Source organism: Aquamicrobium terrae (assembly GCF_040545735.1).
Taxonomy (GTDB): domain Bacteria; phylum Pseudomonadota; class Alphaproteobacteria; order Rhizobiales; family Rhizobiaceae; genus Mesorhizobium; species Mesorhizobium terrae_A.
Window position 1 is genome coordinate 115,159 of the sequence record NZ_JBEPML010000011.1, and the last position, 25,379, is coordinate 140,537.

Genomic DNA, 25,379 nt, shown 5'->3' on the forward strand with positions numbered 1-25,379 from the left:
CTTGACGCAGAACATCGAGATCGAGCGCCGCGGCGCGGTGCAGATCATCCGCATGAACAGGCCCGAGAAGAAGAATGCGCTGACCCGGGCCATGTATGCCGCCATGGCCGATGCGCTGACCGGCGGCGACGCCGACCCGCAGGTGCGCGTCCATGTCTTCCTCGGCGTGCCGGGCGCGTTTTCGGCCGGCAACGACCTTGCCGATTTCCTGGCCGTCGCCACCGGCGGCGAGGGCGGCAGCGAGGTGTGGGACTTCCTGCTGGCGCTGGCCGGCTCGCAAAAGCCGATCGTGTCGGGCGTGGACGGCATCGCCGTCGGCATCGGCACCACCATCAACCTGCATTGCGACATCACCTTCGCCACGCCGCGCACCGTGTTTCGTACGCCCTTCGTCGATCTCGGGCTGGTGCCGGAAGCGGGATCGAGCCTGCTCGCGCCGCGCCTGCTCGGCCGGCAGGGCGCCTTTGCCTTGCTGGGGCTCGGCGAGGGCTTTTCGGCCGCGCGCGCGCGCGATGCCGGCTTGATCTACGATGTGGTCGAGGAGGACGGGCTGGAAGAGGCCGCATTGGCGGCGGCGGAGGACATCGCCGCCAAGCCGCCGGAAGCGCTGCGGATCGCCCGCGACCTGATGCTGGGCTCGCGCGAGGAACTGAGGGAGCGCATCCGCATCGAGTCCGAGCATTTTCGCGAGCGCCTGACCTCGGATGAGGCCCGCGCGGCGCTGATGGCGTTCATGAACCGCAAGAAGGGCTGATCGGTCAGGCCAGCCCGTGATCCTTCATGGCTTGCGCCTCATCAGGTGTGATCCATGCGAATATCTTGGGTTCGCCGCCGGCGAAATTGACGAAATAGAGGTTGCGGAAAGCGATGGTTCCTTTCGCGCCGTCACGCGGGCGGACATAGTCGAATTCCCAATCCGCCTGGACCATGGCGTTGAAATCGTCCAGCGTCTCCACCTCAAGGTTGACGATCTCGAACCGCGTGCCGCCGCTGGCGCGATAGGCCTCGAATCCCTGCCGCAGGATTGCCGGGAACGATGGGTCCTTCGCACCGCCCATGACGCCCGCCGGGCTTGCGCCGACGAAATGGTCGGCGAAGGCGCTGGCCAGCGCGTCGGTATCGGCGCTTTCAGGGGCGTGCAGCGCCGCGTTGCTGCGCCGGCTGTAGTCCTTGAACAGTGCCCGCGCCTTGGCTTCCAGCGTGTTCATCGTCGCCTCACGGATAGAGTCGCGTCTTCTCCCAGCCGTCGCCCGAGCGCGAGAAGACCACGCGGTCGTGCAGCCGGAACGGCCGGTCGTGCCAGAACTCGATGGTCTGCGGCACGATGCGGAAGCCCGACCAATGGGCGGGGCGGGGGATGGAGCCGACCGCATAGCGCGCCGTATATTCCGCCACCGCCTTCTCCAGCGCAAACCGGCTTTCGAGCGGCCGCGACTGCTTCGAGGCCCAGGCGCCGATGCGGCTGCCGCGCGGGCGCGAGGCGTAATACTCGTCCGCTTCCGCATCGCTGACGATTTCCACAGGCCCGCGCACGCGCACCTGCCGGCGCAGCGATTTCCAGTGGAAGCACATGGCCGCCTTCATGCTGCCGAGGATTTCGCGGCCCTTGGCGCTCTCGAAATTCGTGTAGAAGGTGAAACCGCGCTCGTCGAACCCCTTGAGCAGCACCATGCGCACATCTGGCATCCCCCCCTGGTCGACGGTGGCCAGCGCCACGCCGTTCGGATCGTTCGGCTCGGATTTGGACGCATCCTCCAGCCATTGCGCGAACAGGCGAAACGGCTCCTCCTCCAGCGTAAAGTCATGATCTGTTAACTTCGCATCACTCATAAGTTTTTTCTCGAATTTTAACTTTCACCGGAGTTTGGCGATTGTCGCGCGCTGCGCAAGCTTCTGACAACCGGCGGGCCCGAAAACCGGTTCCCGGCTGCGTCAAGGCTGTCGCGATGGCGGCGCTGCTTTCCCTCGCTGGCTGCGGCATGGGTGGCTTCAGTCTCGACAAGGCCGAGATAGACCGCTCCATCATCACCGGCAATGTGCCATCCGCCGATACCGGCATGGCCACGGATGCCGGCTTTGCCGCCGACCAGATGACGATCCGCAATGCGGCCTCGGCCGCCGATCTGCAGGAACTGGGCGGCCAGCCGGTGATGTGGGCCAATGCCGACACCGGCTCGCGCGGTTCGATTTCCGGCATCGCCGAAACCCGCACCCGGGGCGAGTTGTGCCGCGCCTTCTCCACCACCCGCGAAAGCTTCGACGGCGTGACCCTCTATCAGGGGCGCATCTGCATGGTGGGCGCCGGCGCCTGGCGTCTCGACGAGTTCAAGGCCTCCTGAACGCCGGGCCCGGGAAGATTTCCGTAAGGCTCTGGAATTTGTTCCTATGGGGGCGCATATAAGGGCCGACACCAGATCCATTCGTCTAGCAGGCAGGATATATGCGCGACCCGTATGAGGTGCTGGGCGTTGCGAAAAACGCCTCGGCCAAGGAAATCAAGTCGGCTTACCGGAAGCTGGCCAAGAAGTATCATCCGGACCAGAACCCGGACGATCCCAAGGCCAAGGACCAGTTCGCGGCCGCGAACCAGGCCTACGAGATCGTCGGCGACGAGAAGCAGCGCGCCGCCTTCGACCGTGGCGAGATCGGCCCCGACGGCAAGCCGCTGTTCCACGGCTTCGAGGGCGCGGCCGGCGGTGACCCGTTCGCCGGGTTCCGGCGCGGGCAGCAGGGGCCGGGCGGCGCGCATTTCGAGTTCCGTTCGGCGGGTCCGGGCGGCGATGCCTTTGGCGACGACATCTTCAGCCACATTTTCGGCGATGCCTTCGCCCGTCAGCAGCAGGGCGCGCAGCAGGGGCCGTGGACTTCGACCGGCGAGCGCCGCCAGCAGGCGCCGCGCGGGCAGGACACCAATGTGGAACTGGGGATCAGCGTCGAGGAAGCCGCGACCACGCCCAAGGTGACGGCGCAGTTCCCCGACGGCCGCAAGATCGCGGTGAAGCTGCCCTCCTATGTCGAGGACGGCCAGACCATCCGCCTCAAGGGCCAGGGCGAACAGGGCTACGGCACGCCGGGCGATGCGCTGGTCAAGATCCGCTTCCTGCGCCATCCGCGCTACCGCGTGGAAGGGCGCGACCTGCATGTCGACCTGCCGGTGCCGCTGCGCGATGCCGTGCTCGGCGCCAAGGTGCCGGTGGAAACGCCGACCGGCCGGCTGGCGGTCAACGTGCCGGCATGGTCGAGTTCGGACAAGGTGCTACGGCTGAAAGGCAAGGGCTTGCCGACCAAGGCGGGCGGCCATGGCGACCTCTATGTGCATGTGCGCCTGATGCTGCCCGAGGGCGGCGACAGCGAACTCGAGGCGCTGATGCGCAGCCGCGGCTAAGCTGGGTTACCGGTGCGGTTGGCCCTTGAGGGGCGTTTTGAGAGCTTGAAGCGCGGGTAAGCCTGTGCGATAGGGCTTGCTTCCAAGCAAAAAGTTGCGGAGAACGCTGATATGGCGGGTGGACAGGGCCTCATGGCCGGTAAACGCGGCCTCATTCTGGGTGTCGCCAACAATCGCTCGATCGCTTACGGCATCGCCAAGGCATGCGTCGACAACGGCGCCGAGATCGCGCTGACCTATCAGGGCGAGGCCTTCAAGAAGCGTGTCGAGCCGCTGGCGGCGGAACTGGGCGCGCATATCGCCGGCCATTGCGACGTGACCGACCCGGCCAGCCTCGACGCCGTGTTCGACGAAGTGGCCCGCCATTTCGGCAAGATCGACTTCCTCGTCCATGCCATCGCCTTCTCCGACAAGGAGGAGCTGGATGGGCGCTATGTCGACACCACCCGGGCCAACTTCAACCGCACCATGGAGATTTCGGTGTTTTCCTTCACCGACATCGCCAAGCGCGCCGAAGCGATCATGAACGATGGCGGCTCGCTGCTGACGCTGACCTATTACGGCGCCGAGAAGGTGATGCCGCACTACAACGTCATGGGCGTCGCCAAGGCAGCGCTTGAAGCCAGCGTGCGCTATCTGGCGGTCGATCTCGGCGGCCGCGGCATCCGCGTCAACGCCATTTCGGCCGGCCCGATCAAGACGCTGGCAGCGTCCGGCATCGGCGACTTCCGCTATATCCTCAAGTGGAACGAGTACAATTCGCCGCTCAAGCGCACGGTCACGCCGGAAGAGGTTGGTGATTCGGGCCTCTATCTGCTGTCCGACCTGTCGCGCGGCGTCACCGGCGAGGTGCACCACGTCGATTCCGGCTATCATGTCGTCGGCATGAAGGCCGTCGATGCGCCGGACATCTCCACCGTCAAGGACTGACGCTCTCCAAACCCGCCTCCGGCCGAACCCGGAGGCTTCCGAAGGACGCCCGCAGAGCATGCCCGCGCCTGTCTACATCGTGCGTCACGGTCAGACCGACTGGAACGCCGAGTTCCGCCTTCAGGGGCAGGCCGACATCGACCTCAACGATCTCGGCCGCCGGCAGGCCGTGGGCAATGGCAGCAAGCTGGCCCGGCTGATTGACGAACCGCAGGCGTTCGATTTCGTTGCCAGCCCCATGATCCGCACCCGGCGGACCATGGAACTGCTGCGCGGCGCGATGGGGCTCGATCCGGCCGCGTACCGCACCGACGAACGCCTCAAGGAGCTGAACTTCGGCGACTGGCAGGGCTATACGGCCGAGGAGCTGGAGGCATTGCACCCCGGTTCGACCCGTCGGCGCGAGCTGGCCAAATGGGATTTCCGGCCGGTCGGCGAGGGGGCGGAGAGCTACCAGATGCTGCTGGAGCGGGTGGAGCCGGTGTTCCGCGTCTTGCGCGGCCCGGCCGTCTGCGTGACCCATGGCGGGATCATGCGTGTGCTTTTCCGCCTCGTCGGCGGGATGAGCAAGGAAGACGCCTGCGCGCTCGCCATTCCGCAGGATCGCATCCTGCGCTGGCAGGGCGACACGCTGGAATGGCTGTGAAGATCGCCCGGAAGGTGGGGCTTACTCGGTGACCTGCATGTCGGTGATGACGTTCTCGCCATTGGTCACGTCATAGGCGATGACAATGTCCATGCCCACCTGGAGGGCGTCGACGTCCATCTCGGCATTGAGCTTGTAGGATTTGCCGTCGTCCAGCGTCAGCGTCATCGCTTCCTTGTCGATCTTCTGGATCAGTCCCTCGGCCTGCTCGGCGAAGGCGGCGGTCGAGAGGAGCAGAACGGCAGTGGCGGCGCCGGCAACAATGCGCCCGATTCGGATTGGCATATGTCGTCCTCTTGTTTCTTGTCCCGGCCTTCTGCCGGATGCTTGCGGAGACGAAGCGATGTGAACAGAACCAGCCCAATGTGTCAAAGCTTAGACGGGCCCGATGACGGTTTGACCACCGCAAAAAACGCCAATAGAAGGCTGGCTGAACCAAATAGGAACTGAACCGGCATTGCCGGCTTCGACCCGCAGGGCAGGGCTTCCCGATGTCTCACAATACGTTCGGCCATCTGTTCCGCGTCACCACCTGGGGCGAGAGCCATGGAGCGGCGCTCGGCTGCGTCGTCGACGGCTGTCCGCCCGGCATCCGCTTCACGCTGGCCGACATCCAGGGCGAGCTGGATCGCCGCCGTCCCGGCCAGTCGCGCTTCGTCACGCAGCGGCGCGAGCCCGATCAGGTCAAGGTGCTGTCGGGTTTCATCCTCGACGATGACGGCGAGACGATGCTCACCACCGGCACGCCGGTGTCGATGATGATCGAGAATGTCGACCAGCGTTCCAAGGACTATGGCGAGATCGCCCGCCAGTACCGTCCCGGCCATGCCGACTACACCTATGACGCGAAATACGGCCTGCGCGACCATCGCGGCGGCGGCCGTTCCTCGGCCCGCGAGACGGCCGCCCGCGTCGCCGCCGGTGCGCTGGCGCGCAAGGTGGTGCCGGGCCTCGTGGTGCGCGGGGCGCTGGTTTCCATGGGCGTGAAGGACATCGACCGCGCCAACTGGGACTGGGACTTCGTGCGGAACGGGGAAAACCCGTTCTTCACGCCCGATCCGGCCTCGGTGCCGGTTTTCAGCGCCTATCTGGACGACGTCCGCAAGGCCGGTTCCTCGGTGGGCGCCGTGGTCGAGATCGTGGCCGAAGGCGTGCCGGCAGGTCTTGGCGCGCCGCTTTACGGCAAGCTCGACCAGGACATCGCCGGCAACCTGATGTCGATCAACGCCGTCAAGGGCGTGGAGATCGGCAACGGCTTCGAGGCCGCCCGCATCACCGGCGAGGAAAATGCCGACGAGATGCGCATGGGCAATGACGGTCGCCCGCGTTTCCTCTCCAACAAGGCCGGCGGCGTTCTCGGCGGCATCTCGACCGGCGAGCCGGTCGTCGCGCGCTTCGCGGTGAAGCCGACCTCCTCGATCCTGACGCCGCGCCTCTCCATCGACAAGGACGGCGCCGAGGTGGAAGTGCGCACCAAGGGCCGCCACGACCCCTGCGTCGGCATCCGGGCCGTGCCGGTGGGCGAGGCCATGGTTGCCTGCGCCATAGCCGATCATTATCTGCGCCACAGGGGGCAGACTGGGAAGGCAATAGGGGAGTAAGGCAGGAGGGCAGTATGTCGGGCACTTGCCCGCTTTCATCCAAAGCCCTATTCCCTTACTGCCTTACTGCCTTACTGCCTTACTGCCTTACTGCCTTACTGCCTTGCGAGCGAAGCGAGCCTCCCATGTACGACCAGAAGAAGATCGTCGAAGCCATCCGCGCCTTCGAGCGCGGCGAGATCGTCGTCGTCATGGACGATGACGGGCGCGAGAACGAGGGCGACCTGATCGTCGCGGCCGTGCACTGCACGCCGGAGAAGATGGCCTTCATCGTGCGCCATACCTCCGGCATCGTCTGCACGCCCATGCTGCGCGACGATGCGCGCCGGCTGAACCTGGCGCCGATGGTGGCCGACAACGATTCCGCCCACACCACCGCCTTCACCGTCAGCGTCGATTTCAAGCACGGCACCACCACCGGCATCTCGGCCGACGACCGCACACTGACGGTGCGCAACCTCGCCAACGGCAATGTCGGCCCGTCCGATTTCGTGCGCCCCGGCCACATCTTCCCGCTCATCGCCCGCGAGGGCGGCGTGCTGATGCGCTCCGGCCATACCGAGGCGGCTGTCGACCTGTGCAAGCTTGCCGGCCTGCCGCCGGTCGGCGTCATTTCAGAACTGGTCAACGACGACGGCACCGTGATGCGCGGGCCGCAGGTGCAGGCTTTCGCCGAGGAAAACGGCCTGAAGCAGGTGTCGGTCGCCGATCTCATTGCCTATCGCCAGCGGCAGGAAACGCTGGTCGAGCGCGTCGCCTGCACCGATGTCGAGACGCCCGGCGGCAAGGCCAGGCTCTATGCCTACACGCTGCCCTGGGACCCGATGCAGCATCTGGCCCTCGTCTTCGGCGATATCCGCGACGGCGAGGAGGTGCCGGTGCGCCTGCATCCGGAAAATGTCGTGGCGGATGTGTTCGGAACCAGCCACCGGCTGGACGGCATCATGAGCACCATGGGCGAGCAGAAGCGCGGCGTCATCGTCTATCTGCGCGAGGGCTCGGTCGGCGTGGCGCATCATGAAAGCCGGCGCCGGGGCGGTGAGGGCGAGGATCATGAGGAGGCCCGCCGCCGCGAGAACGAGTGGCGCGAGATCGGGCTCGGCGCCCAGATCCTCAAGGATCTCGGCATTTCGTCCATCAACCTCATCGCCTCGCGCGAGCGCCACTATATCGGGCTGGAAGGCTTCGGCATCCGTATCGTCTCGACTGAAATCCGGTAGAGGAAGCAGATCCCGGACAGCTTCGCCGGGATCCGCCAGATTTGACGGCGGGTCACTCCGCCGGTTGTGCCAGGGCCTCGCGTGGCATCTCCTGCCGGCCTCCGGCGAGGCTCCTCTGGCCCAGAAGCACGGTCAGCAGCGATGCGAAGCCGGCCACGACCGACACCCAGAAGCCGCTGCGCGCGCCGAAAGCGTCGACGACCCAGCCGGCCGCGAATGCTCCGAGCGCCATGCCGATGCCGATGCCCGTCATCACCCAAGTGATTCCTTCGGTCAGCATCGATTCGGGCACGCGACGCTCGATCAGGCCGAAGGCGGTGATGAAGGTCGGCGAGATCGCAAGCCCGCTTATGAATACGGTCACGGCCAGCAGCTGCACCGTGTCGGCGAACAGCAGCGGCACTGTCGTCAAGGCGATGGCGGCCACCGATATGACGAGCCGGCGGGGCAGCGGCATGGTCAGGTTGAGGGCTCCCACGATCAGGCCGAGGATGAACGAGCCGAGGGCATAGACGCCGATCACGAGGCTGGCGGCACCCGGCTGGCCGAGTTCCTTGGTCATCGCGACCGTGCTTACCTCCGCTGTGGCGAAAATGACGCCGACGAATATCAGGGCAAGGGTGATGATCTGGACCGGACGGAAGCGGATGGCCGAACCTCCGGAACCGTTCGCCGATTGCCGCAGGCGCGGCTCCGTCGAACGTTGCAGGATGAATGCCGCCGTACCAGCGGCCAGGAACAGCGTGCTTGCCAGCATCCCCGCTTCGGGAAACAGGGCCACGCTCAGGCCCACCGACAGCGATGCGCCTGCAATATAGACCAGCTCGTCCGCTACGGATTCGAAGGCGAAGGCCGTATACAGTTCGGGCCTGTCCCGGAAAATCTCGGTCCACCGCGCCCGCACCATTGCCGGTATGCTGGGCATCGCCGCGGCCAGCAGCGCCGACACGAACAGCGTCCACACCGGCCAATCCTGATTGGCCGCCACGATCAGCAGGACGAAGGCGATCACGGAAACCGCTGTGGCCGGCGCGACCACCGCCGTCTGGCCGGCGCGGTCGACCAGTCGCGAGATCTGCGGCGCCAGAAAGGCGTTCGTCAGCGCATAGGTCGCGGAGACGGCTCCGGCCAGCCAGTATTCGCCGTGGGTCTGCGACAGCATGGCCACGATGCCGATTGGCGCCATGGCGATAGGCAGGCGCGCGATGAAGCCGGCAGCGGCAAAGCCTTTTGCGCCGGGCGCGCGGAATATCTCGCGATAGGGGTTGGACATCTGGAAGACTCCTCGACATTTTGCGGAGCGCCACTTACATGTTCTTGCATACGTGGCGTATGTGATTTCAGATAAAGACATACGCGCCGTATGTCAATTGGCATACGTTACGTATGTGAATGGATGAGGAAGAATGCACAGACCACGCTCGGAGATGATCGCTGAGACCCGCGCCAAGCTGATCACTGCCGCCCGCAAGGCGTTCGGCGAAAAGGGCTATGCCGGGGCGTCGATGGACGACTTCACGGCCGAGGCCGGACTGACCCGCGGCGCCCTCTACCATCACTTCGGCGACAAGAAGGGCCTGTTGCTCGCCGTCATTACCGAGATCGATGCCGAAATGACGGAGCGGCTGGCCGTTATCTCGGGCAGGGCGGCGAGCCGTTGGCAGCGCTTCGTGGACCAGAACGTCAATTACCTGAAGATGGCGCTGGAGCCGGAGATACAGCGCATCGTGCTCCGGGACGGGCCTTCCGTGCTGGGCGACCCCTCGGCCTGGCCGACTGCGCTGAACTGCGTGGAGGTGATCTCCTCCAGCATCAAGGCGCTTCAGGAGGAGGGCATCGTGCGCCAGATGGATCCGGAAGCGGCAGCCCGGCTAGTCACCGGCGCCTCCACATACGCGGCCCAATGGATTGCCAACGCACCCGATCCCGCAGCCACCGCCGAGAAGGCGGTTGCGGCTTTCAAGACGATTCTGAATGGATTGCTGGTCAGCCCGGCGGCGACCGATCCCGACTGTTGACGGAGCGCTGCACTGCGGTTTCCGGCATGGCCAAATGTCGTGCGTGAGCCTATATCAGGTCGAATGACGACCCGTCTCTATACCCATCCGATCTATCTGGAGCATCTGACGCCGCCCGGGCATCCGGAGCGGCCCGACCGGCTGCGCGCCATCGAGCGGGTGCTGATGGAGGAGCCGTTCGACGGGCTCGACCGGGTCGAGGCGCCGCAAGGCGACGAGGCGACGATCCTCTACGCGCACCCGCAAGACTATGTGGAGCGCATCCGCGCCGCGGTGCCGGCGGAGGGCATCGGCCATATCGATGGCGACACCGTGCTGAGCCCGAAGAGCTGGCAGGCGGTCATGGCGGCGATCGGCGCGGCCAATGCCGCGGTGGACGATGTGTTCGAGGAACGGGCGGACAATGTCTTCGTGGCCTCGCGCCCGCCCGGCCACCATGCCGAGAAGACGAGGGCCATGGGCTTTTGCCTGTTCAACCACGCGGCGATCGCAGCCCGCCATGCCCAGAAGAAGCACGGCGCCGAGCGGGTCGCCATCGTCGACTGGGACGTGCACCACGGCAACGGCACGCAGGACATCTTCTGGGACGATCCCACGGTGCTCTACTGCTCGACGCACCAGCTGCCGCTGTTTCCGGGCACCGGCTCGCGCAACGAGACCGGCGGCATGGGCAATGTCGTCAACGTGCCGCTGTCTCCCGGCTCCGGCTCGGCGGCGTTCCGCGAGGCGTTCGGCACCCGTATCCTGCCCCGGCTGGACGATTTCAGGCCCGATCTCATCATCATCTCGGCCGGTTTCGATGCCCACCGCCGCGATCCGCTGGCGGACATCAACCTGGATGAGGACGATTTCGACTGGGCGACGGGCTATCTGCTGGAACGCGCCGGCCGCCATTGCGAGAACCGTCTCGTGAGCCTGCTGGAAGGCGGCTACGATCTGCAAGGATTGGCGTTTTCGGTCGCGGCCCATGTCGGCCGCCTGATGAAGGGATGAACTTATGGATGCTTCGGCCAACGAAGACGTGAAGTCGATGAGCTTCGAGCAGGCGCTGGACGCGCTGGAGAAGATCGTCGAGGACCTGGAGCGCGGCGAGGTGCCGCTCGACCAGTCGATCCGCATCTACGAGCGTGGCGAGGCGCTGAAGGCCCATTGCGACCGGCTGCTGAAGGCGGCCGAGGACAAGGTGGAGAAGATCCGGCTTGCCCGCGACGGCAAGCCCGCCGGGACCGAGCCGCTGGACGGGGAATAGGGCCGGCCCGGGGTAGGTTGCGGTAAATTGAACGGTCCGTAGCCTTCCAGCCGCTTTCCGTTCGTCCGGTCGGGGCCTAGATTGCGGGTTCGAACCCCAATCCTGGAGGCCGGCAATGAGCTTTTTTCCCGGAAACGACCCCAATGTCGGCGATGCTTTCGCCTGCGACCAGATCGAACTCATGGTCATCCCGAATGCCCGCGACATCGACGGGTTCCAGGTGCGGCGCGCCTTGCCGACCGCCCGCCGGCGGCTGGTCGGCCCCTTCATCTTCTTCGACCGCATGGGCCCCGCCATATTGAGGGCGGGCGACGCGCTGGACGTGCGGCCCCATCCCCATATCGGCCTTTCCACCGTCACCTATCTGTTCGACGGCAAGATCAGGCACCGCGATTCGCTCGGCACCGAAATGGTGATCGAGCCGGGTGACGTGAACCTGATGACGGCCGGGCGCGGCATCGTCCATTCGGAGCGCACGCCGGAGGAACTGCGCGGCGCGCCGATGTCGGTGTCGGGCCTCCAGACCTGGCTCGCCCTGCCGGACGACAAGGAAGAGGTCGAGCCCCTGTTCGATCACACGGTGAAGGCCGAGCTGCCGCGCTTCGAGGCGGACGGCGTGAAGGGCCGGGTGGTGATCGGCTCCTTCGAGGGCATGCATTCGCCCGTCAAGGTGGCCTCGAAGACGCTTTATGCCGATGTCCGGCTCGACGCCGGGGCGAGCGTGAGAATACCGCAGGACGCCGAGGAGCGCGCCATCTACACGCTGGACGGCGAGGTTTCCATATCCGGCGACACCTTCCCGGCCGACCGCCTGCTGGTGTTCAAGCCCGGCGATGAGATCGTCGTGTCCTCGGAGCGCGGCGCGCATTTCATGCTGTTCGGCGGCGATTCCCTCGGTTCAAAGCGCTACATCTGGTGGAATTTCGTGTCGTCCTCCAAGGAACGCATCGAGCAGGCCAAGGAGGAATGGCGCACCGGCCGCTTCGACATCGTGCCCGGCGACGAGGAGGAGTTCGTGCCGCTGCCGCAGGGCTGAGAGACGTTTCCAGGCGCGGCCGTTTCACCCTTCGCGACCTCCTGCGCGTTTACATTCCCGCCCTGCCGTCCTATGCCGGCTGCGTGCATCAGCTTCGGGAGGTAGCAGCCGATGAACGCCGGACCCCAGCCGCCGCTTCCTGAGACGCCGCTTCTCGACAAGGTTCGCATTCCGGCGGACCTGCGAAACCTTCCCGAAAGCGCCCTGCCGCAACTGGCCGACGAATTGCGCCGCGAGACCATCGACGTGGTGTCGCGCACCGGGGGGCATCTCGGCGCCGGCCTCGGCGTCATCGAACTGACCGTGGCGCTGCATTATGTGTTCGACACCCCGCGCGACCGGGTGATCTGGGATGTCGGGCACCAGACCTATCCGCACAAGATCCTCACCGGACGCCGCGACCGCATCCGCACGCTGCGGCAGGAGGGCGGGCTTTCCGGTTTCACCAAGCGCGACGAGAGCGAATACGACCCGTTCGGCGCGGCGCATTCCTCCACCTCCATCTCGGCCGGGCTCGGCATGGCGGTGGCGCGCGATCTCGCCGGCGGGCGCAACAACGTCATCGCCGTCATCGGCGACGGCTCCATGTCGGCCGGCATGGCCTATGAGGCGCTGAACAATGCCGGCGCGCTGGGCTCGCGGCTGATCGTCATCCTCAACGACAACGACATGTCGATCGCGCCGCCGAGCGGGGCGATGAGCGCCTATCTGGCGCGGCTGGCTTCGGGGCGCACCTACCAGGGCTTTCGCGAACTCGGCAAGAAGCTGACCGCCTATCTCGGCAAGCGGGCCGACCGGGCCATCACCCGCGCGGTGGAACATGCGCGCGGCTATGTCACCGGCGGCACGCTGTTCGAGGAGATGGGATTCTTCCACATCGGCCCTATCGACGGGCACAATCTGGAGCATCTGGTGCCGGTGCTGAAGAATGTGCGCGACCATGGCGAGGGGCCGGTGCTCATCCATGTGGTGACGCAAAAGGGCAAGGGCTACGCGCCGGCCGAGGCCGCTGCCGACAAGTATCACGGCGTCAACAGGTTCGACGTCATCACCGGCGCGCAGGCCAAGGCCCCCGCCAACGCGCCGGCCTATACGAAAGTGTTCGCCGAAAGCCTGATCCGGGAAGCGCGCGAGGACGAGAAAATCGTCGCCGTCACCGCCGCCATGCCCTCGGGCACCGGGCTCGATCTGTTCGGCGAGGCGTTCCCGAGCCGCACCTTCGACGTGGGCATCGCCGAGCAGCATGCCGTGACCTTCGCTGCGGGCCTTGCCACCGAAGGCTATCGCCCCTTCGCCGCCATCTATTCCACCTTCCTGCAACGCGCCTACGACCAGGTCGTGCACGACGTGGCGATCCAGAAGCTGCCCGTGCGCTTTCCCATCGACCGCGCCGGTTTCGTCGGCGCAGACGGCCCGACCCATTGCGGCGCCTTCGACACGACCTTCCTCGCCTCGCTGCCCGGCTTCGTGGTGATGGCGGCCGCCGACGAGGCGGAGCTGAGGCACATGGTACGCACCGCCGCGGCCTATGACGAGGGGCCGATCTCCTTCCGCTATCCGCGCGGCAACGGCGTCGGCGTCGACATGCCCGAACGCGGCGAGGTGCTGGCCATCGGCAAGGGTCGCATCGTGCGGCAGGGCACGCGCGTGGCGCTGCTGTCCTTCGGGACGCGGCTGGCGGATTGCCTTCTGGCCGCCGAGGCGCTGGACGCGGCCGGCCTTTCCACCACCGTGGCCGATGCACGTTTCGCCAAGCCGCTGGACGAGGACCTTGTGCGCCGGCTGGCGGGCGAGCACGAGATTCTGGTGACGGTGGAGGAGGGCGCGATCGGCGGCTTCGCCACGCAGGTTCTCCACCTCCTTGCCCATGAAGGGCTTCTGGAAAGCGGCCTGAAAGTGCGCCCGCTGGTGCTGCCGGACGCGTTCACAGATCACGGCAAACCGGAAAAAATGTATGCCGAGGCCGGGCTCGACTGTTCCGGCATCGTGCGCACCGTCTTTGCAGCACTTGGCCACGTGGAAAGCGTCCAGCGTGCCTGATGTTGGCGCAGCGTTTTTGAATCGATGCGTGAACGGCCTGAATCAATTCCTGCCGTTTCCGTCGTAACCTTCTGTTTACGCTTGTTTTTGGCGTTTCGCTTACCCTCGCTGTTGGTCGAATCTCAACGCCGCGCTGCTAGCTCTGGCCCGGGTAAAGGGCATGGTGGCAGTGAAAGCGTTTTTCTACAGTCTGGTGATCCTGTTGGCGGCGGCACAGAGCGCTGCCGAATCGCGCCTCGACAGCCGCATCGACGAGGCGGCGCGCGAGATCCTGGCCGCGAAGATGGGGGACCTGCGCGGCGGTTTCAGGCCCGGCGAGGAGCCGCTGCTCGTGTCGCGGGAGACGGCGCTTCGGCAGAAGACGCGCGAACCGCTGAAGGTGCTGCACTATGGCCGCTATCGCGAGGAGGCCCCGGCGGCCCCGCAAAGCACGAAGGCGCGCTGACGGCGCTTGCGTTCGCGTCCGCCTTTCGCCAATGAAGGCGGATGAAGCCCGAAGCACCAGCCAGCCGGCGGCTGCGGCTCGATGAACTGCTCGTCGAGCGCGGCCTGTTCGCCAGCCGATCCCGCGCCCGCGATGCGATCGAGCGCGGCACCGTGCGCGTCGATGGCGAAGCCGCGGCCAAGCCCGGGCGGACTGTCGCCACCGATGCCGCGATAGAAATCGACGATCCGGCCCGCACCTATGTCTCGCGCGCGGCGCTCAAGCTGATCGCCGGGCTCGACTGCTTCGGCTTCGACCCGGCCGGCGCGGAGGCGCTCGACATTGGCGCCTCGACGGGCGGCTTCACGCAGGTGCTGCTGGAGCGCGGCGCCGCCCATGTCACGGCGATCGATGTCGGCCATGGCCAGATGCGCGCCGAAATCGCCGCCGATCCGCGCGTGACCTCGATCGAGGGACTGAATGCCCGCGACCTCACCGCAGCCGATCTCGGCGGCCGCATCCCGGATTTCATCGTCTCCGACGTCAGCTTCATCTCGCTGAAACTTGCCCTGCCGCCGGCGCTGGAACTGGCCGCGCCGGGGGCGAGGGCGGTGCTGCTGGTCAAGCCGCAGTTCGAGGCGGGCAGGGAGGCCATCGGCAAGGGTGGCCTTTTGAAGAACCCGGACGATGCGGAGCGTGTCGCCATAGACTTGCGCGACTGGCTGGATGCGCAGCCGGGCTGGCGCGCGTTCGGCCTCTCCCCATCGCCCATCGAGGGGGGCGACGGCAACCGCGAATTCCTGCTGGGTGGAGTGAAGGATCGATGAGCGTGCGCTTCACCATCGACAGGCTGGGCGCGCAGGGCGACGGCGTGGCCAATACCGAAACCGGGCCGGTGTTCATTCCCTTCACCCTGCCCGGCGAGGTGGTGACCGCCGCCCGCGAGCGTGACCGCGCCACGCTGATGGCGGTGCTCGAAAAATCGCCGCTCCGGATCGAGCCGGCGTGCCGTCATTTCGGCGATTGCGGCGGCTGTGCCGTGCAGCATCTGGAGGCCGGGGCCTATCGCGCCTGGAAGCGCGACAAGGTGGTGCATGCGTTGAGGGCCGCGCGCATCGAATGCGAGGTGGACGACCTTGTGCCCTGCGCGCCTCATACGCGCCGCCGGGTCACGCTGAGCGCCCGGCGCACCGAAGCCGGCCTGCTGCTCGGCTTCAACCGCCACATGTCGACGCAGATCGTCGATCTCGACGAATGTCCGATCGCGCTGCCGCAGATCGTCGGTGCGCTGGATACGCTGCGCGAACTGGCAAGCCTGATCTGCGCGACGTCCAGGCCGTTCCACATGGCCGTCACCGTGACGGCCTCCGGTCTCGATATTGCCGCTTCCGATTCGGGACGCATGGGCGAACGCCAGCGCCAGATCGCCTCCAATTTCGTCATCCATCATGGGCTGGCGCGGCTTTCGGTGGATGGCGAGATCATCATCGAGCCGAAGAAGCCGGTGGTCATGTTCGGCACGGCGGCGGTTCCGGTGCCGCCCGGTTCGTTCCTCCAGGCCACCGAGCCGGCCGAGCAGGCCATGGCCGATCTGGCCGGCCAGCATCTGGCCCGGGCGAAGAAGGTTGCCGATCTCTTTGCTGGCTGCGGCAGCTTCGCGCTGCGGCTGGCGATGAAATCGGAAGTGCATGCGGTGGAAGGCGATGGCGCTGCCCTTGCCGCGCTGGATCGCGGCTTCCGCTTCGCTTCCGGCCTCAAGCGCGTGACCTCGGAAAAGCGCGACCTGTTCCGCCGCCCGCTTACCTTCAAGGAATTGAACGGTTTCGACGGGCTGGTCTTCGACCCGCCGCGTGCCGGCGCGGAGGACCAGTGCCGCCAGATCGCACGTTCGGACGTACCGCTGGTCGTGGCGGTGTCCTGCAACCCCGCCACGCTCGCCCGCGATCTGGCGATCCTGCTGGCCGGTGGCTACCGGCTCAAGCGGGTGACGCCGATCGACCAGTTCCTGTGGTCGCCGCATGTCGAGGCGGTGGCCCTGCTGGAGAAGCCGAAGAAAAGGCGGTGAGGGCAGGTTGGTTTCCCGGCTACCTCTCGTCCGCTCCCCCTCATCCGACCTCGCTGCGCGAGGCCACCTTCTCCCACAAGGGGAGAAGGGGAAGCGTTGCGCCGGCGTCGGTGCAAATCATCGCCTTGAGATTGGCTTGGACGGGAATGCCTGCTCCCCCTTCTCCCCTTGTGGGAGAAGGTGTCGCCGCAGGCGACGGATGAGGGGTTCTCTTTGCCGGTCCATCAAGCCATTTCCGCCTTGTGCTTGAACTGCGCATGGATTGCGCCTATTTTAAGCAGGAAATATTCAAAACCTGAAAGGAGGGTGCATCATGACCTCCATAGTCCTGGACAGCCCGGCTTCGCGCTTCGGTGAGGGGAACACACCCTTCCTGTCGCCGCGCCGCGTGGCGGAACTGCTCGGCGTCACGCTTTCGGAACTGGCCGCGCTCATCGGTGTCGCCCGCAACACGCTGGCCGCCAAGGCCGGCGCGCGCAAGGTGGATGCCGCGCTGAGCCCCGTCGTGCGCATACTGACGATGGCTGAGGAAATGGCGGGAGACGAGCGCCGCGCCGCGATCTGGTTCAAGCACCAGCCCATACCCGGCTGGGCCGGCAAGACCGCCTACGACCTCGTGCGCGAGGGCAAGGCCGACAAGGTGCTTGCCTATCTGGAGGCCGTCCGCTCCGGCGTCTATGCCTGACAGGGCGCCGCTCACCCTGTGGCGTGCCTTCGTGCCGCAATGGGCGCATATGCCCCTGTCGGGCGAAGGCGCCTCCCGCTTCGGAGGGCGCTGGAACCCGGTCGGCGCGTCGGCCATCTATGCCGCGCGGGAGCTTTCCACGGCCTGGGCCGAATACAATCAGGGCTTTGTCCAGCATCCGGCGCTGATCGCCCAACTGGAACTGACGGGCGCGAGGCTTGCCGACCTCACCGATGCCGAAACGCTGGAGGCGGTTGGCGCAACGCCGGCGATCCATGCCTGCGAGTGGCGCGACATGATCGACCGCGGCGAGGTTCCCGAGACCCACAGGCTGCGCGCGAAACTGCTCCGGCAAGGGTGGGACGGCGTTATCTATCCGTCCTTCATGTCGCCGGGCGGCACCTGCGTGGCGCTGTGGCGCTGGAACGACAAGGGCGCGCCTCGGCTTGACGTCATCGATCCGGACCACAGGCTGCCGAAATCGGCCGCTTCCTGGCTGTAGGTCCCTGCCTTACCGACGCGCCCGCGCGGCCAGCGCGCCCCATTCGGCCAGCAATGCGTCCCGCGCGCGCAGGCCTCCCGAGCGTTTTTCGCGCTGCTCGTCCTGAGCGAGGCGCGCGAACACCAGTGTTACGCCGTCCTTGCTCGCCCAGCCGACATACCAGCCCCACATGCGGGCGCGATCAAAGGCCCCGTCGGCCTTTCGAGGGTATGCAGATCCCGTCTTGCCGGAAATCCGCCATCCATCGGATACCTCGCTGCTTTCGACGATCGCCATGGTCTTTGCCACGGCGTCGGGCGAGATCGGCAATTGCCCGGTAATCAGCTTGCGCAGGAAAACGGTCTGCTCGAGAGGAGAGATGGTCAGCGAGGAGGAGATCCATGCGCGTTCCAGCGCATTGTTCTTCCCGGCGTCTCCCGAAAAATCGGCATTGCCATAAGCGAAGCGCCGGCCGTAGCCGCGCAGCCTTTCAACACCCAGCTCGCGCGTGATCTGCTGCGAGTACCAGACTACCGAATGGCGCATCCAGGCGGCAGGATCGGTGGGCCTGCGCCAGACATCGCCGCCCCAGTCCGGATAGCCCCGGCGAAAGGGCAGCGCCGGATTGCCGGCATCCACCAGAAACCCGGAATCGTAGCCCATTGCCGCCAGGGCGATCTTGAATGTGGAGGCGGGCGTGACCCGGTCTTCGCACCGGCCTTCGCTCAGCAGCACGCTCCCGGTGCGGGCATCGGCGATCACCGTGCAGACCACAGCCGCCCGTGCCGGAGAAACGGTAAGGGCCGCAAGCACGGCCCCCAGCACGATTGCGAACGTCCTTATGCGTGCCATCAGGTTTGCGTGCCGCCGACCGTCATCTGGTTCATGCGCAGATGCGGCTGGCCGACGCCGACCGGCACCCATTGGCCGGCCTTGCCGCAATTGCCGATGCCGGTGTCGAGCTTCATGTCGTTGCCGATCATGCTGACGCGATGCATCGCGTCCGGGCCGTTGCCGATCAGCATGGCGCCCTTGATCGGCTGGGTCACCTTGCCGTCCTCGATCATATAGGCCTCGGTGCAGCCGAACACGAACTTGCCGGAGGTGATGTCCACCTGGCCGCCGCCGAAGGAGACGGCATAGACGCCCTTCTTCACCGAGGCGATAATGTCTTCCGGGGTCTTGTCGCCGGACATCATGTAGGTGTTGGTCATGCGCGGCATGGGCTGGTGCGCATAACCCTCGCGCCGCCCGTTGCCGGTCGCCTTCATGCCCATCAGGCGGGCGTTCTGCCGGTCCTGCATGTAGCCGACCAGCTTGCCGTCCTCGATCAGCACGTTGTGCGCGCTGGGTGTGCCCTCGTCGTCCACGGTGATCGAGCCGCGCCGTTCGGCGATGGTGCCGTCGTCGACGACGGTGACGCCCCTGGCGGCCACCTGGCTTCCCATCAGCCCGGCGAAGGCCGAGGTCTTCTTGCGGTTGAAATCGCCTTCCAGCCCGTGGCCGACCGCCTCGTGCAGCATCACGCCGGGCCAGCCATTGGCCAGCACGATGTCGAACGTGCCGGCCGGGGCCGGCGCCGCCTCCAGGTTGACCAGCGCCTGGCGCAGTGCCTCGCCTGCCGAATATTTCCAGTTTTCCTCCGTAAGGAATTCCCCGAAGGACCTGCGGCCGCCGGTGCCGTAGGAGCCGCTTTCCTGCCGGTCGCCGTCACCGACCACCACGGCCACGTTCATGCGCACCAGCGGGCGGATGTCGCGCACCACCTGCCCGTCGCCGCGCAGGATTTCCACATGCTGCCAGGAGGAGGCGAGCGATGCTGTCACCTGCCGCACGCGCGGATCGGCGTTGCGCAGATAAGCGTCGATCTCCTGCAGGAGCTTCGCCTTGGCCTCGAAGCCGGGCGTGGGGATCGGGTTTTCGTCGCCGTAGAGATGGCGATTGGTGCGCGCCGGCGCTTCGGCCAACGTGCCCTCATGGCCGCTCTTGACGGTTGCCACGGCGTCGGCGGCCCGCATCAGCGCGGCATGGGAAAGCTCGCTGGAATGGGCGTAGCCGGTCGCCTCGCCGGCCACCGCGCGCAGGCCGAAGCCGCGGTCGGTGTTGAAATTGGCGGTCTTGAGGCGGCCATTGTCGAACAGCAGGGATTCGCTTTCGCTGTGCTCGAGGAACAGCTCGCCGTCGTCGGCGCCATGCAGCGTGTCGGCGACGAGCTTGCGGATGCGCTCGTCGGAAATGTCGAACTGGGAAAGCAGGCTGGTCATGGCGCGTCCTCGGGATAAGGGTCTCGCTGCCATGTAGGCGCGCGAAACCCGTTCGGCAATGTTCGCGAAAGAGGGCGCGTCAGGCGCGGCCGGTCAGGGAAGGGCCGCGAACCCGTCGGCGAAGCCCTTGAGGTCGACCGGGATGCCGATGCCTTCTTCCGGGGTCTGGAAGATGATGAAGGTGGCCGCGGCGCCCGCCTTCAGCGTATCCAGCAACTGCTTTTCGAGGATCACCTCGGCATAGCAGCCGTCCTGGAAGCAGCGCACGAAATAGGCGCGGCCTATATCCTTGCCGTCGACATTGAGGCCGAGCCCGTTGGGCAGGAGCACGCCGAGCGGCGCCAGCACGCGCAGGATTTCCGCCTTGTTGTCGGCCGTGCGCAGCACGACGACGGACAGGCCCATTTCCGGCCTGTCTTCGGCGACGACGTTCTGCATCATCACGCATTGCTCGGTGGTGGCACCCGCCGGCGTGTCGCAGATGATCGACCAGGCGCCGTGCGTGGACCGCACCGTGCCGCTCTGCTGCGCCAGGGCAGGACCCGTGACGGATGCCGCCCCCAGCGTGGCGGCGAGAAAGATGACCTTCGCCAAGGTTCCCGAAACCCAAGACTTCATGACGGCTCCACTGCGAATCGCCTCACTTTAAGCCGCGCGGGGGCCGAGCGGAAGGACGCGAACCGGCCCAATCGCTCCCGACTGCGGCAATAATGCGGTTTTTCACTTCTATTTTGCCCTCGCCGACGGCTGTCGGCAAGAATCCGCCATCATAAAGGCGACACCGCCTTGATGCCGCGCGCAAAAATGCCGCATGGATGAGCCCTGTCCTTCCTTGCGGAGGGAAACAGAGTATGGTTTGAACCAGCATCGACTGCCGGGATTCCCGTTCCGGCATCAATTGGATTATTCTCGCAGCATATTTGCATGTGTGCGAGCAAGGGAGATGATTAGGGCGATGAAAAGATCCATTGCAGGGGGACTCGGTGCTGCCGCCGCATTGTTTGCCGCAACGTCCGCCTGGGCGGCTCAGCCGGCCGAGTGGGAAATGAGGTTCCAGCCTGCTGCCACCGATATCATGCAGCAGATCACCTGGTTCGAAGGGTACACGCTCGCCTTCATCATCCCGATCACGCTTCTGGTGCTGGTGCTGCTCGCCTATTGCATCGTCAGGTTCCGCGCGAGCGCCAATCCCGTTCCCTCGCGCACCAGCCACAACACGGTGATCGAGGTGATCTGGACCGTCGGGCCGGTGCTGATCCTGCTCCTGCTGGCCGTTCCCTCCTTCCAGCTCCTCACCAACCAGTACACGCCGCCGGAAGAGGCCAAGCTGACCATCAAGGCGACGGCCAACCAGTGGAACTGGGACTACGAGTACCAGACCGAGGATGCGCTTTCGTTCAACTCCGCCATGTTGGCGGAAGAGGATCGCGCGGCCGCCGGCAAGGAAGACAAGGCGGTCTATCCGCGCCTTCTCGCCGTGGACAACGAGCTGGTCGTTCCGGCCAACACCATGGTGCGCGTGCTGGTGACCGCTTCCGATGTCATCCATGCCTTCGCCATGCCGGCCTTCGGCCTGAAGACCGACGCCGTCCCCGGCCGCATCAACGAGGTCTGGTTCAAGGTCGAGAAGGAAGGCTTCTATTACGGCCAGTGCTCCGAGCTGTGCGGCAAGGACCACGCCTTCATGCCGATCGCCATCCGTGTCGTGTCGCCCGAGCAGTACGAGACCTGGCAGGCTGCGGCCAAGGCCGATCTGCCCGCCGCCAACAAGGCGCTGACCGCGCAGATCGAAGCGGCCAGCAAGCTGGCGGCCGCGAACTGAGCCCGCAACCCAGGTATACAAGGTAACGGAGCCGAAAATGGCACATACTGCAACACATGACGAGCACCACGCCCCGCGTGGCTGGGTTCGCTGGGTCTACTCGACCAACCACAAGGACATCGGTACGCTCTATCTGATCTTCGCGATCATCTCGGGCATCATCGGCGGCTTCATGTCGATCATGATGCGCTGGGAGCTGGCCGAGCCGGGTATCCAGATCTTCCACGGCCTCGCCTCGATGGTCTACGGCGTGGAAGGCGCTGCCGCGCTGGATGCCGGCAAGCACATGTTCAACGTCTTCACCACCATGCACGCGCTGATCATGATCTTCTTCATGGTCATGCCGGCGCTGATCGGCGGCTTCGCCAACTGGATGATCCCGATCATGATCGGCGCGCCGGACATGGCGTTCCCGCGCATGAACAACATCTCGTTCTGGCTGCTGCCTCCGGCGCTGCTCATGCTGCTGATCTCGTTCTTCGTTCCGAGCGCCCCGGGCGCCCATGGCGTCGGCGGCGGCTGGACGATGTATCCGCCGTTCTCGACCGCCGGCCAGCCCGGCCCGGCCATGGATTTCGCCATCCTGGCGCTCCACATCGCCGGTGCGTCGTCCATTCTCGGCGCCATCAACTTCATCACCACCATCTTCAACATGCGCGCGCCCGGCATGACCATGCACAAGATGCCGCTGTTCGCGTGGTCGGTGCTGATCACCGCCTTCCTGCTGCTGCTGTCGCTCCCGGTTCTGGCCGGCGGCATCACCATGCTGCTCACCGACCGCAACTTCGACACGGCGTTCTTCTCGCCCGAGGGCGGCGGCGACCCGATCCTGTTCCAGCACCTGTTCTGGTTCTTCGGTCATCCCGAGGTCTACATCCTGATCCTGCCGGGCTTCGGCATCGTCAGCCACATCGTGTCGACCTTCTCGCGCAAGCCGGTGTTCGGTTATCTCGGCATGGCCTACGCCATGGTCGCGATCGGCGCCGTCGGCTTCGTGGTGTGGGCGCACCACATGTTCACCTCGGGCATTTCGCTGAACGCCCAGCGCTACTTCACCTTCGCCACCATGGTCATCGCGGTGCCCACCGGCATCAAGATCTTCTCGTGGATCGCGACGATGTGGGGCGGCTCGATCTCCTTCCGCACGCCCATGCTGTGGGCGATCGGCTTCATCTTCCTGTTCACCGTCGGCGGCGTGACGGGCGTGCAGCTCGCCAATGCGGGCCTCGACCGCTCGCTGCACGACACCTACTACGTGGTCGCGCACTTCCACTACGTGCTGTCGCTGGGTGCCGTGTTCGCCATCTTCGCCGCCTGGTACTACTGGTTCCCGAAGATGACCGGCTACATGTACTCGCCGGCGATCGCCCGCCTCCACTTCTGGGTCACCTTCATCGGCGTGAACATCCTGTTCTTCCCGCAGCACTTCCTCGGTCTGTCGGGCATGCCGCGCCGCTACATCGACTATCCGGATGCCTATGCCGGCTGGAACATGGTGTCCTCCTACGGCTCCTACATCTCCGGCATCGGCGTGCTGATCTTCCTGTTCGGCATCTTCGAGGCCTTCCAGAAGAAGCGGGTGGCCGGTGCCAACCCGTGGGGCGAGGGGGCCACCACGCTGGAGTGGCAGCTTCCTTCGCCGCCGCCCTACCACCAGTGGGAGCAGTTGCCCCGTATCCGCTGATACGGACCATGATGCGAACCGCCGGCTCCGGCCGGCGGTTTGGCCACACGGAATGATCGGACTTTTGAGTACGCATGGCCCTGATCGACGATAGATGCATTGACGAAGCGCCCCTGCGCATGTCGGAAGCGACGCCGGGCGACTACATCGCGCTGCTCAAGCCGCGGGTGATGTCGCTGGTCGTGTTCACGGCCGTGGTGGGGCTCGTCGCCGCGCCGGGTGCGATGAACCCGTTGCTGGCCATGATCGCCATCCTGTCGATCGCCATCGGCGCCGGGGCCTCCGGTGCGCTCAACATGTGGTACGACGCCGACATCGACAAGGTGATGAGCCGCACCGCCAAGCGGCCGGTGCCTTCGGGGCGCGTCACCGCGGGCGAGGCGCTCGGCTTCGGCCTGGTGCTGTCCGTGCTGTCGGTGATGACGCTCGGCGTGCTGGTCAACTGGCTGTCGGCGTCGCTGCTGGCCTTCACCATCTTCTTCTACGCCGTCATCTACACCATGTGGCTGAAGCGCTGGACGCCGCAGAACATCGTCATCGGCGGCGCGGCCGGCGCCTTCCCGCCCATGATCGGCTGGGCCGCCGCCACCGGCACGATCGGCCTGGAAAGCGTCATCCTCTTCCTCATCACCTTCCTGTGGACGCCGCCGCATTTCTGGGCGCTGGCCCTGTTCAAGTCGGGCGACTACGAGCGCGCCGGCATTCCCATGATGCCCAACGTGGCCGGCCATGCCTCGACGCGCCGCCAGATCTTCGCCTATGCGCTGCTTCTGGCCCCGGTCGGCGTGGCGCCCTGGCTGCTCGGCTACACCAGCCTGTTCTATGGTCTGGTCTCGCTCGGGCTGGGCGCCGGCTTCGTCTGGTATGCGTGGGGCGTCCTGAAGATGTCCGACGAAGACAAGGCCATGGCGCCGGCCAAGGCCTTGTTCGGCTTCTCGCTGATCTATCTCTTCGTGATCTTCGCCGCCTATCTCGGTGACCGCGTCGTCGCCGAGATGATGGGCTCCATGGCCGGCATGGGAGCATAGCGTCATGGACAAGCTTGAAACGGTCGACCTGACCGAACAGCAGAAGAAGGCGCGGCGCCGGCGGTCGATCGCCATCGGGCTCGCGCTGGCCGCGCTGGTCGTCATATTCTATGTGGCGACCCTGGCGAAGTTCGGCCCCGCCGTGCTGAACAGACCATTGTGAGGCGATAGATGACGAGCGCGCCACAAACGGACGAAGGCCGCCAGAAAAGCAACCGTAGGATCGCGGGGTTCTGTGTCGCCTTCTTCTGCGGCATGGTCGGCATGGCCTACGCGGCCGTGCCGCTCTACACGCTGTTTTGCCAGGTCACCGGCTATGGCGGCACCACGCAGCGCGTGACGCAATATTCCGACCGGGTGCTGGACCGCGACATTACCATCCGCTTCGACGCCAATACGGCCGGCGGCGTGCCGTGGAAGTTTGCGCCGGTCGATCGCTCGGTCACCGTCAAGATCGGCGAGACCGCCCAGGCGCACTACACCGCCACCAATCTGGCGCCCAAGCCGACCGGCGGCCGCGCCACCTTCAACGTCACGCCGGAAGCGGCCGGCGCCTATTTCAACAAGGTCGAGTGCTTCTGCTTCACCGACACCACGCTCGCTTCGGGCGAGACGATGGACATGCCGGTGATCTTCTTCGTCGATCCGGACATCGTCGATGCGCCGGAACTGAAGAACGTGAAGACCATCACCTTGTCCTACACCATGTTCCCGATCGACGCGGCCGAACCGGTGACGACGGGCTCGATCGACACGGACAACCAACCCACCACGAACACCGAAGCAAATGTCGGGGGCTGA

29 protein-coding genes are annotated in these 25,379 nt (G+C 65.8%); 22 read left to right on the forward strand and 7 right to left on the reverse strand.

The window, feature by feature from the left end:
* Position 1 precedes the first annotated feature (1 nt).
* Entirely contained in the window at positions 2 to 754 is a 753-nt protein-coding gene (locus tag ABID37_RS16310) for a crotonase/enoyl-CoA hydratase family protein (RefSeq protein ID WP_354196633.1), read from the forward strand.
* 4 nt (positions 755 to 758) lie between these two features.
* On the opposite strand, the gene ABID37_RS16315 is transcribed toward ABID37_RS16310, so the two are convergent.
* Together ABID37_RS16315 and pdxH are read right to left on the reverse strand one after the other, a co-directional pair.
* The gene (locus ABID37_RS16315; protein WP_354196635.1) at positions 759 to 1,208 is read right to left on the reverse strand and encodes a hypothetical protein; all 450 of its coding nucleotides are present in this window, start codon (positions 1,206 to 1,208) and stop codon (positions 759 to 761) included.
* A 7-nt stretch (positions 1,209 to 1,215) separates the two neighbouring features.
* On the reverse strand, positions 1,216 to 1,830 hold the full coding sequence (pdxH, locus tag ABID37_RS16320; RefSeq protein ID WP_354196637.1) for a pyridoxamine 5'-phosphate oxidase: 615 nt from the start codon (positions 1,828 to 1,830) through the stop codon (positions 1,216 to 1,218).
* A gap of 116 nt (positions 1,831 to 1,946) precedes the next feature.
* Here pdxH and ABID37_RS16325 point away from each other — a divergent pair, with 116 nt between their 5' ends.
* The 4 genes from ABID37_RS16325 (at position 1,947) to ABID37_RS16340 (ending at position 4,961) form a co-directional block, all read left to right on the forward strand.
* Positions 1,947 to 2,339, forward strand: a complete 393-nt coding sequence (locus tag ABID37_RS16325; RefSeq protein ID WP_354196639.1) for an RT0821/Lpp0805 family surface protein — start codon at positions 1,947 to 1,949, stop codon at positions 2,337 to 2,339.
* A 101-nt stretch (positions 2,340 to 2,440) separates the two neighbouring features.
* Positions 2,441 to 3,385, forward strand: a complete 945-nt coding sequence (locus ABID37_RS16330; protein ID WP_354196641.1) for a DnaJ C-terminal domain-containing protein — start codon at positions 2,441 to 2,443, stop codon at positions 3,383 to 3,385.
* A 111-nt stretch (positions 3,386 to 3,496) separates the two neighbouring features.
* Entirely contained in the window at positions 3,497 to 4,315 is an 819-nt protein-coding gene (gene fabI / locus ABID37_RS16335; protein WP_354196643.1) for an enoyl-ACP reductase FabI, read from the forward strand.
* A gap of 58 nt (positions 4,316 to 4,373) precedes the next feature.
* Positions 4,374 to 4,961: a histidine phosphatase family protein gene (locus ABID37_RS16340; protein ID WP_354196645.1), complete on the forward strand. Its 588-nt coding sequence runs from the start codon at positions 4,374 to 4,376 to the stop codon at positions 4,959 to 4,961.
* Between the two features lie 21 nt (positions 4,962 to 4,982).
* Here ABID37_RS16340 and ABID37_RS16345 read toward each other — a convergent pair whose 3' ends face one another.
* Entirely contained in the window at positions 4,983 to 5,246 is a 264-nt protein-coding gene (locus tag ABID37_RS16345; protein WP_354196647.1) for a DUF1344 domain-containing protein, read from the reverse strand.
* Between the two features lie 206 nt (positions 5,247 to 5,452).
* On the opposite strand from ABID37_RS16345, the gene aroC reads away from it, so the two are divergent.
* The gene (gene aroC / locus ABID37_RS16350) at positions 5,453 to 6,562 is read left to right on the forward strand and encodes a chorismate synthase (RefSeq protein ID WP_354196648.1); all 1,110 of its coding nucleotides are present in this window, start codon (positions 5,453 to 5,455) and stop codon (positions 6,560 to 6,562) included.
* A gap of 125 nt (positions 6,563 to 6,687) precedes the next feature.
* Positions 6,688 to 7,782, forward strand: a complete 1,095-nt coding sequence (gene ribB, locus ABID37_RS16355; protein ID WP_354196650.1) for a 3,4-dihydroxy-2-butanone-4-phosphate synthase — start codon at positions 6,688 to 6,690, stop codon at positions 7,780 to 7,782.
* Between the two features lie 52 nt (positions 7,783 to 7,834).
* On the opposite strand, the gene ABID37_RS16360 is transcribed toward ribB, so the two are convergent.
* Positions 7,835 to 9,055 carry an MFS transporter gene (locus ABID37_RS16360; RefSeq protein WP_354196652.1) on the reverse strand — a complete coding sequence of 407 codons (1,221 nt, stop codon included), beginning with the start codon at positions 9,053 to 9,055 and terminating at the stop codon, positions 7,835 to 7,837.
* Positions 9,056 to 9,188: 133 nt separating this feature from the next.
* Here ABID37_RS16360 and ABID37_RS16365 point away from each other — a divergent pair, with 133 nt between their 5' ends.
* From ABID37_RS16365 to ABID37_RS16410, 10 genes are all read left to right on the forward strand, one after another.
* A complete protein-coding gene (locus ABID37_RS16365; protein ID WP_354196654.1) occupies positions 9,189 to 9,800 on the forward strand; it encodes a TetR/AcrR family transcriptional regulator in 612 nt (203 codons plus the stop codon).
* 63 nt (positions 9,801 to 9,863) lie between these two features.
* On the forward strand, positions 9,864 to 10,793 hold the full coding sequence (locus tag ABID37_RS16370; RefSeq protein WP_354196656.1) for a histone deacetylase family protein: 930 nt from the start codon (positions 9,864 to 9,866) through the stop codon (positions 10,791 to 10,793).
* Positions 10,794 to 10,797: 4 nt separating this feature from the next.
* Positions 10,798 to 11,049 carry an exodeoxyribonuclease VII small subunit gene (locus ABID37_RS16375; protein WP_354196658.1) on the forward strand — a complete coding sequence of 84 codons (252 nt, stop codon included), beginning with the start codon at positions 10,798 to 10,800 and terminating at the stop codon, positions 11,047 to 11,049.
* A gap of 115 nt (positions 11,050 to 11,164) precedes the next feature.
* A complete protein-coding gene (locus ABID37_RS16380) occupies positions 11,165 to 12,085 on the forward strand; it encodes a pirin family protein (protein WP_354196660.1) in 921 nt (306 codons plus the stop codon).
* A gap of 111 nt (positions 12,086 to 12,196) precedes the next feature.
* Entirely contained in the window at positions 12,197 to 14,125 is a 1,929-nt protein-coding gene (dxs, locus tag ABID37_RS16385; RefSeq protein WP_354196662.1) for a 1-deoxy-D-xylulose-5-phosphate synthase, read from the forward strand.
* Between the two features lie 160 nt (positions 14,126 to 14,285).
* Positions 14,286 to 14,570 (forward strand): hypothetical protein, encoded by a 285-nt coding sequence (locus ABID37_RS16390; RefSeq protein WP_354196664.1) that lies wholly within the window; start codon positions 14,286 to 14,288, stop codon positions 14,568 to 14,570.
* A gap of 41 nt (positions 14,571 to 14,611) precedes the next feature.
* On the forward strand, positions 14,612 to 15,376 hold the full coding sequence (locus ABID37_RS16395) for a TlyA family RNA methyltransferase (protein WP_354196666.1): 765 nt from the start codon (positions 14,612 to 14,614) through the stop codon (positions 15,374 to 15,376).
* Positions 15,373 to 16,614: a class I SAM-dependent RNA methyltransferase gene (locus ABID37_RS16400; RefSeq protein ID WP_354196668.1), complete on the forward strand. Its 1,242-nt coding sequence runs from the start codon at positions 15,373 to 15,375 to the stop codon at positions 16,612 to 16,614. The genes ABID37_RS16395 and ABID37_RS16400 overlap by 4 nt, the downstream gene beginning before the upstream one ends.
* A 313-nt stretch (positions 16,615 to 16,927) precedes the next feature.
* Positions 16,928 to 17,299 (forward strand): antitoxin Xre/MbcA/ParS toxin-binding domain-containing protein, encoded by a 372-nt coding sequence (locus ABID37_RS16405; protein ID WP_354196670.1) that lies wholly within the window; start codon positions 16,928 to 16,930, stop codon positions 17,297 to 17,299.
* A complete protein-coding gene (locus ABID37_RS16410) occupies positions 17,292 to 17,801 on the forward strand; it encodes an RES family NAD+ phosphorylase (protein WP_354196672.1) in 510 nt (169 codons plus the stop codon). The genes ABID37_RS16405 and ABID37_RS16410 overlap by 8 nt, the downstream gene beginning before the upstream one ends.
* Before the next feature lie 9 nt (positions 17,802 to 17,810).
* Here the strand turns inward: ABID37_RS16410 and blaOXA are convergent, their stop codons facing one another.
* From blaOXA to ABID37_RS16425, 3 genes are all read right to left on the reverse strand, one after another.
* Complete coding sequence (gene blaOXA / locus ABID37_RS16415) at positions 17,811 to 18,632, reverse strand: class D beta-lactamase (protein ID WP_354196674.1); 822 nt, start codon at positions 18,630 to 18,632, stop codon at positions 17,811 to 17,813.
* Positions 18,632 to 20,044 carry a metalloprotease TldD gene (gene tldD / locus ABID37_RS16420; RefSeq protein WP_354196676.1) on the reverse strand — a complete coding sequence of 471 codons (1,413 nt, stop codon included), beginning with the start codon at positions 20,042 to 20,044 and terminating at the stop codon, positions 18,632 to 18,634. The genes blaOXA and tldD overlap by 1 nt, the downstream gene beginning before the upstream one ends.
* A gap of 93 nt (positions 20,045 to 20,137) precedes the next feature.
* Positions 20,138 to 20,662 carry an invasion associated locus B family protein gene (locus ABID37_RS16425; RefSeq protein WP_354196678.1) on the reverse strand — a complete coding sequence of 175 codons (525 nt, stop codon included), beginning with the start codon at positions 20,660 to 20,662 and terminating at the stop codon, positions 20,138 to 20,140.
* A 337-nt stretch (positions 20,663 to 20,999) separates the two neighbouring features.
* On the opposite strand from ABID37_RS16425, the gene coxB reads away from it, so the two are divergent.
* The 5 genes from coxB (at position 21,000) to ABID37_RS16450 (ending at position 25,379) form a co-directional block, all read left to right on the forward strand.
* Positions 21,000 to 21,866, forward strand: a complete 867-nt coding sequence (gene coxB, locus ABID37_RS16430) for a cytochrome c oxidase subunit II (protein WP_354196680.1) — start codon at positions 21,000 to 21,002, stop codon at positions 21,864 to 21,866.
* Between the two features lie 37 nt (positions 21,867 to 21,903).
* The gene (gene ctaD / locus ABID37_RS16435; protein WP_354196682.1) at positions 21,904 to 23,550 is read left to right on the forward strand and encodes a cytochrome c oxidase subunit I; all 1,647 of its coding nucleotides are present in this window, start codon (positions 21,904 to 21,906) and stop codon (positions 23,548 to 23,550) included.
* A gap of 74 nt (positions 23,551 to 23,624) precedes the next feature.
* A complete protein-coding gene (locus ABID37_RS16440; protein ID WP_354196684.1) occupies positions 23,625 to 24,578 on the forward strand; it encodes a heme o synthase in 954 nt (317 codons plus the stop codon).
* Between the two features lie 4 nt (positions 24,579 to 24,582).
* Entirely contained in the window at positions 24,583 to 24,741 is a 159-nt protein-coding gene (locus ABID37_RS16445; RefSeq protein ID WP_354196686.1) for a cytochrome c oxidase system small membrane protein, read from the forward strand.
* An 8-nt stretch (positions 24,742 to 24,749) separates the two neighbouring features.
* Positions 24,750 to 25,379, forward strand: coding sequence for a cytochrome c oxidase assembly protein (locus tag ABID37_RS16450; protein ID WP_354196688.1), 630 nt, complete (start codon positions 24,750 to 24,752; stop codon positions 25,377 to 25,379).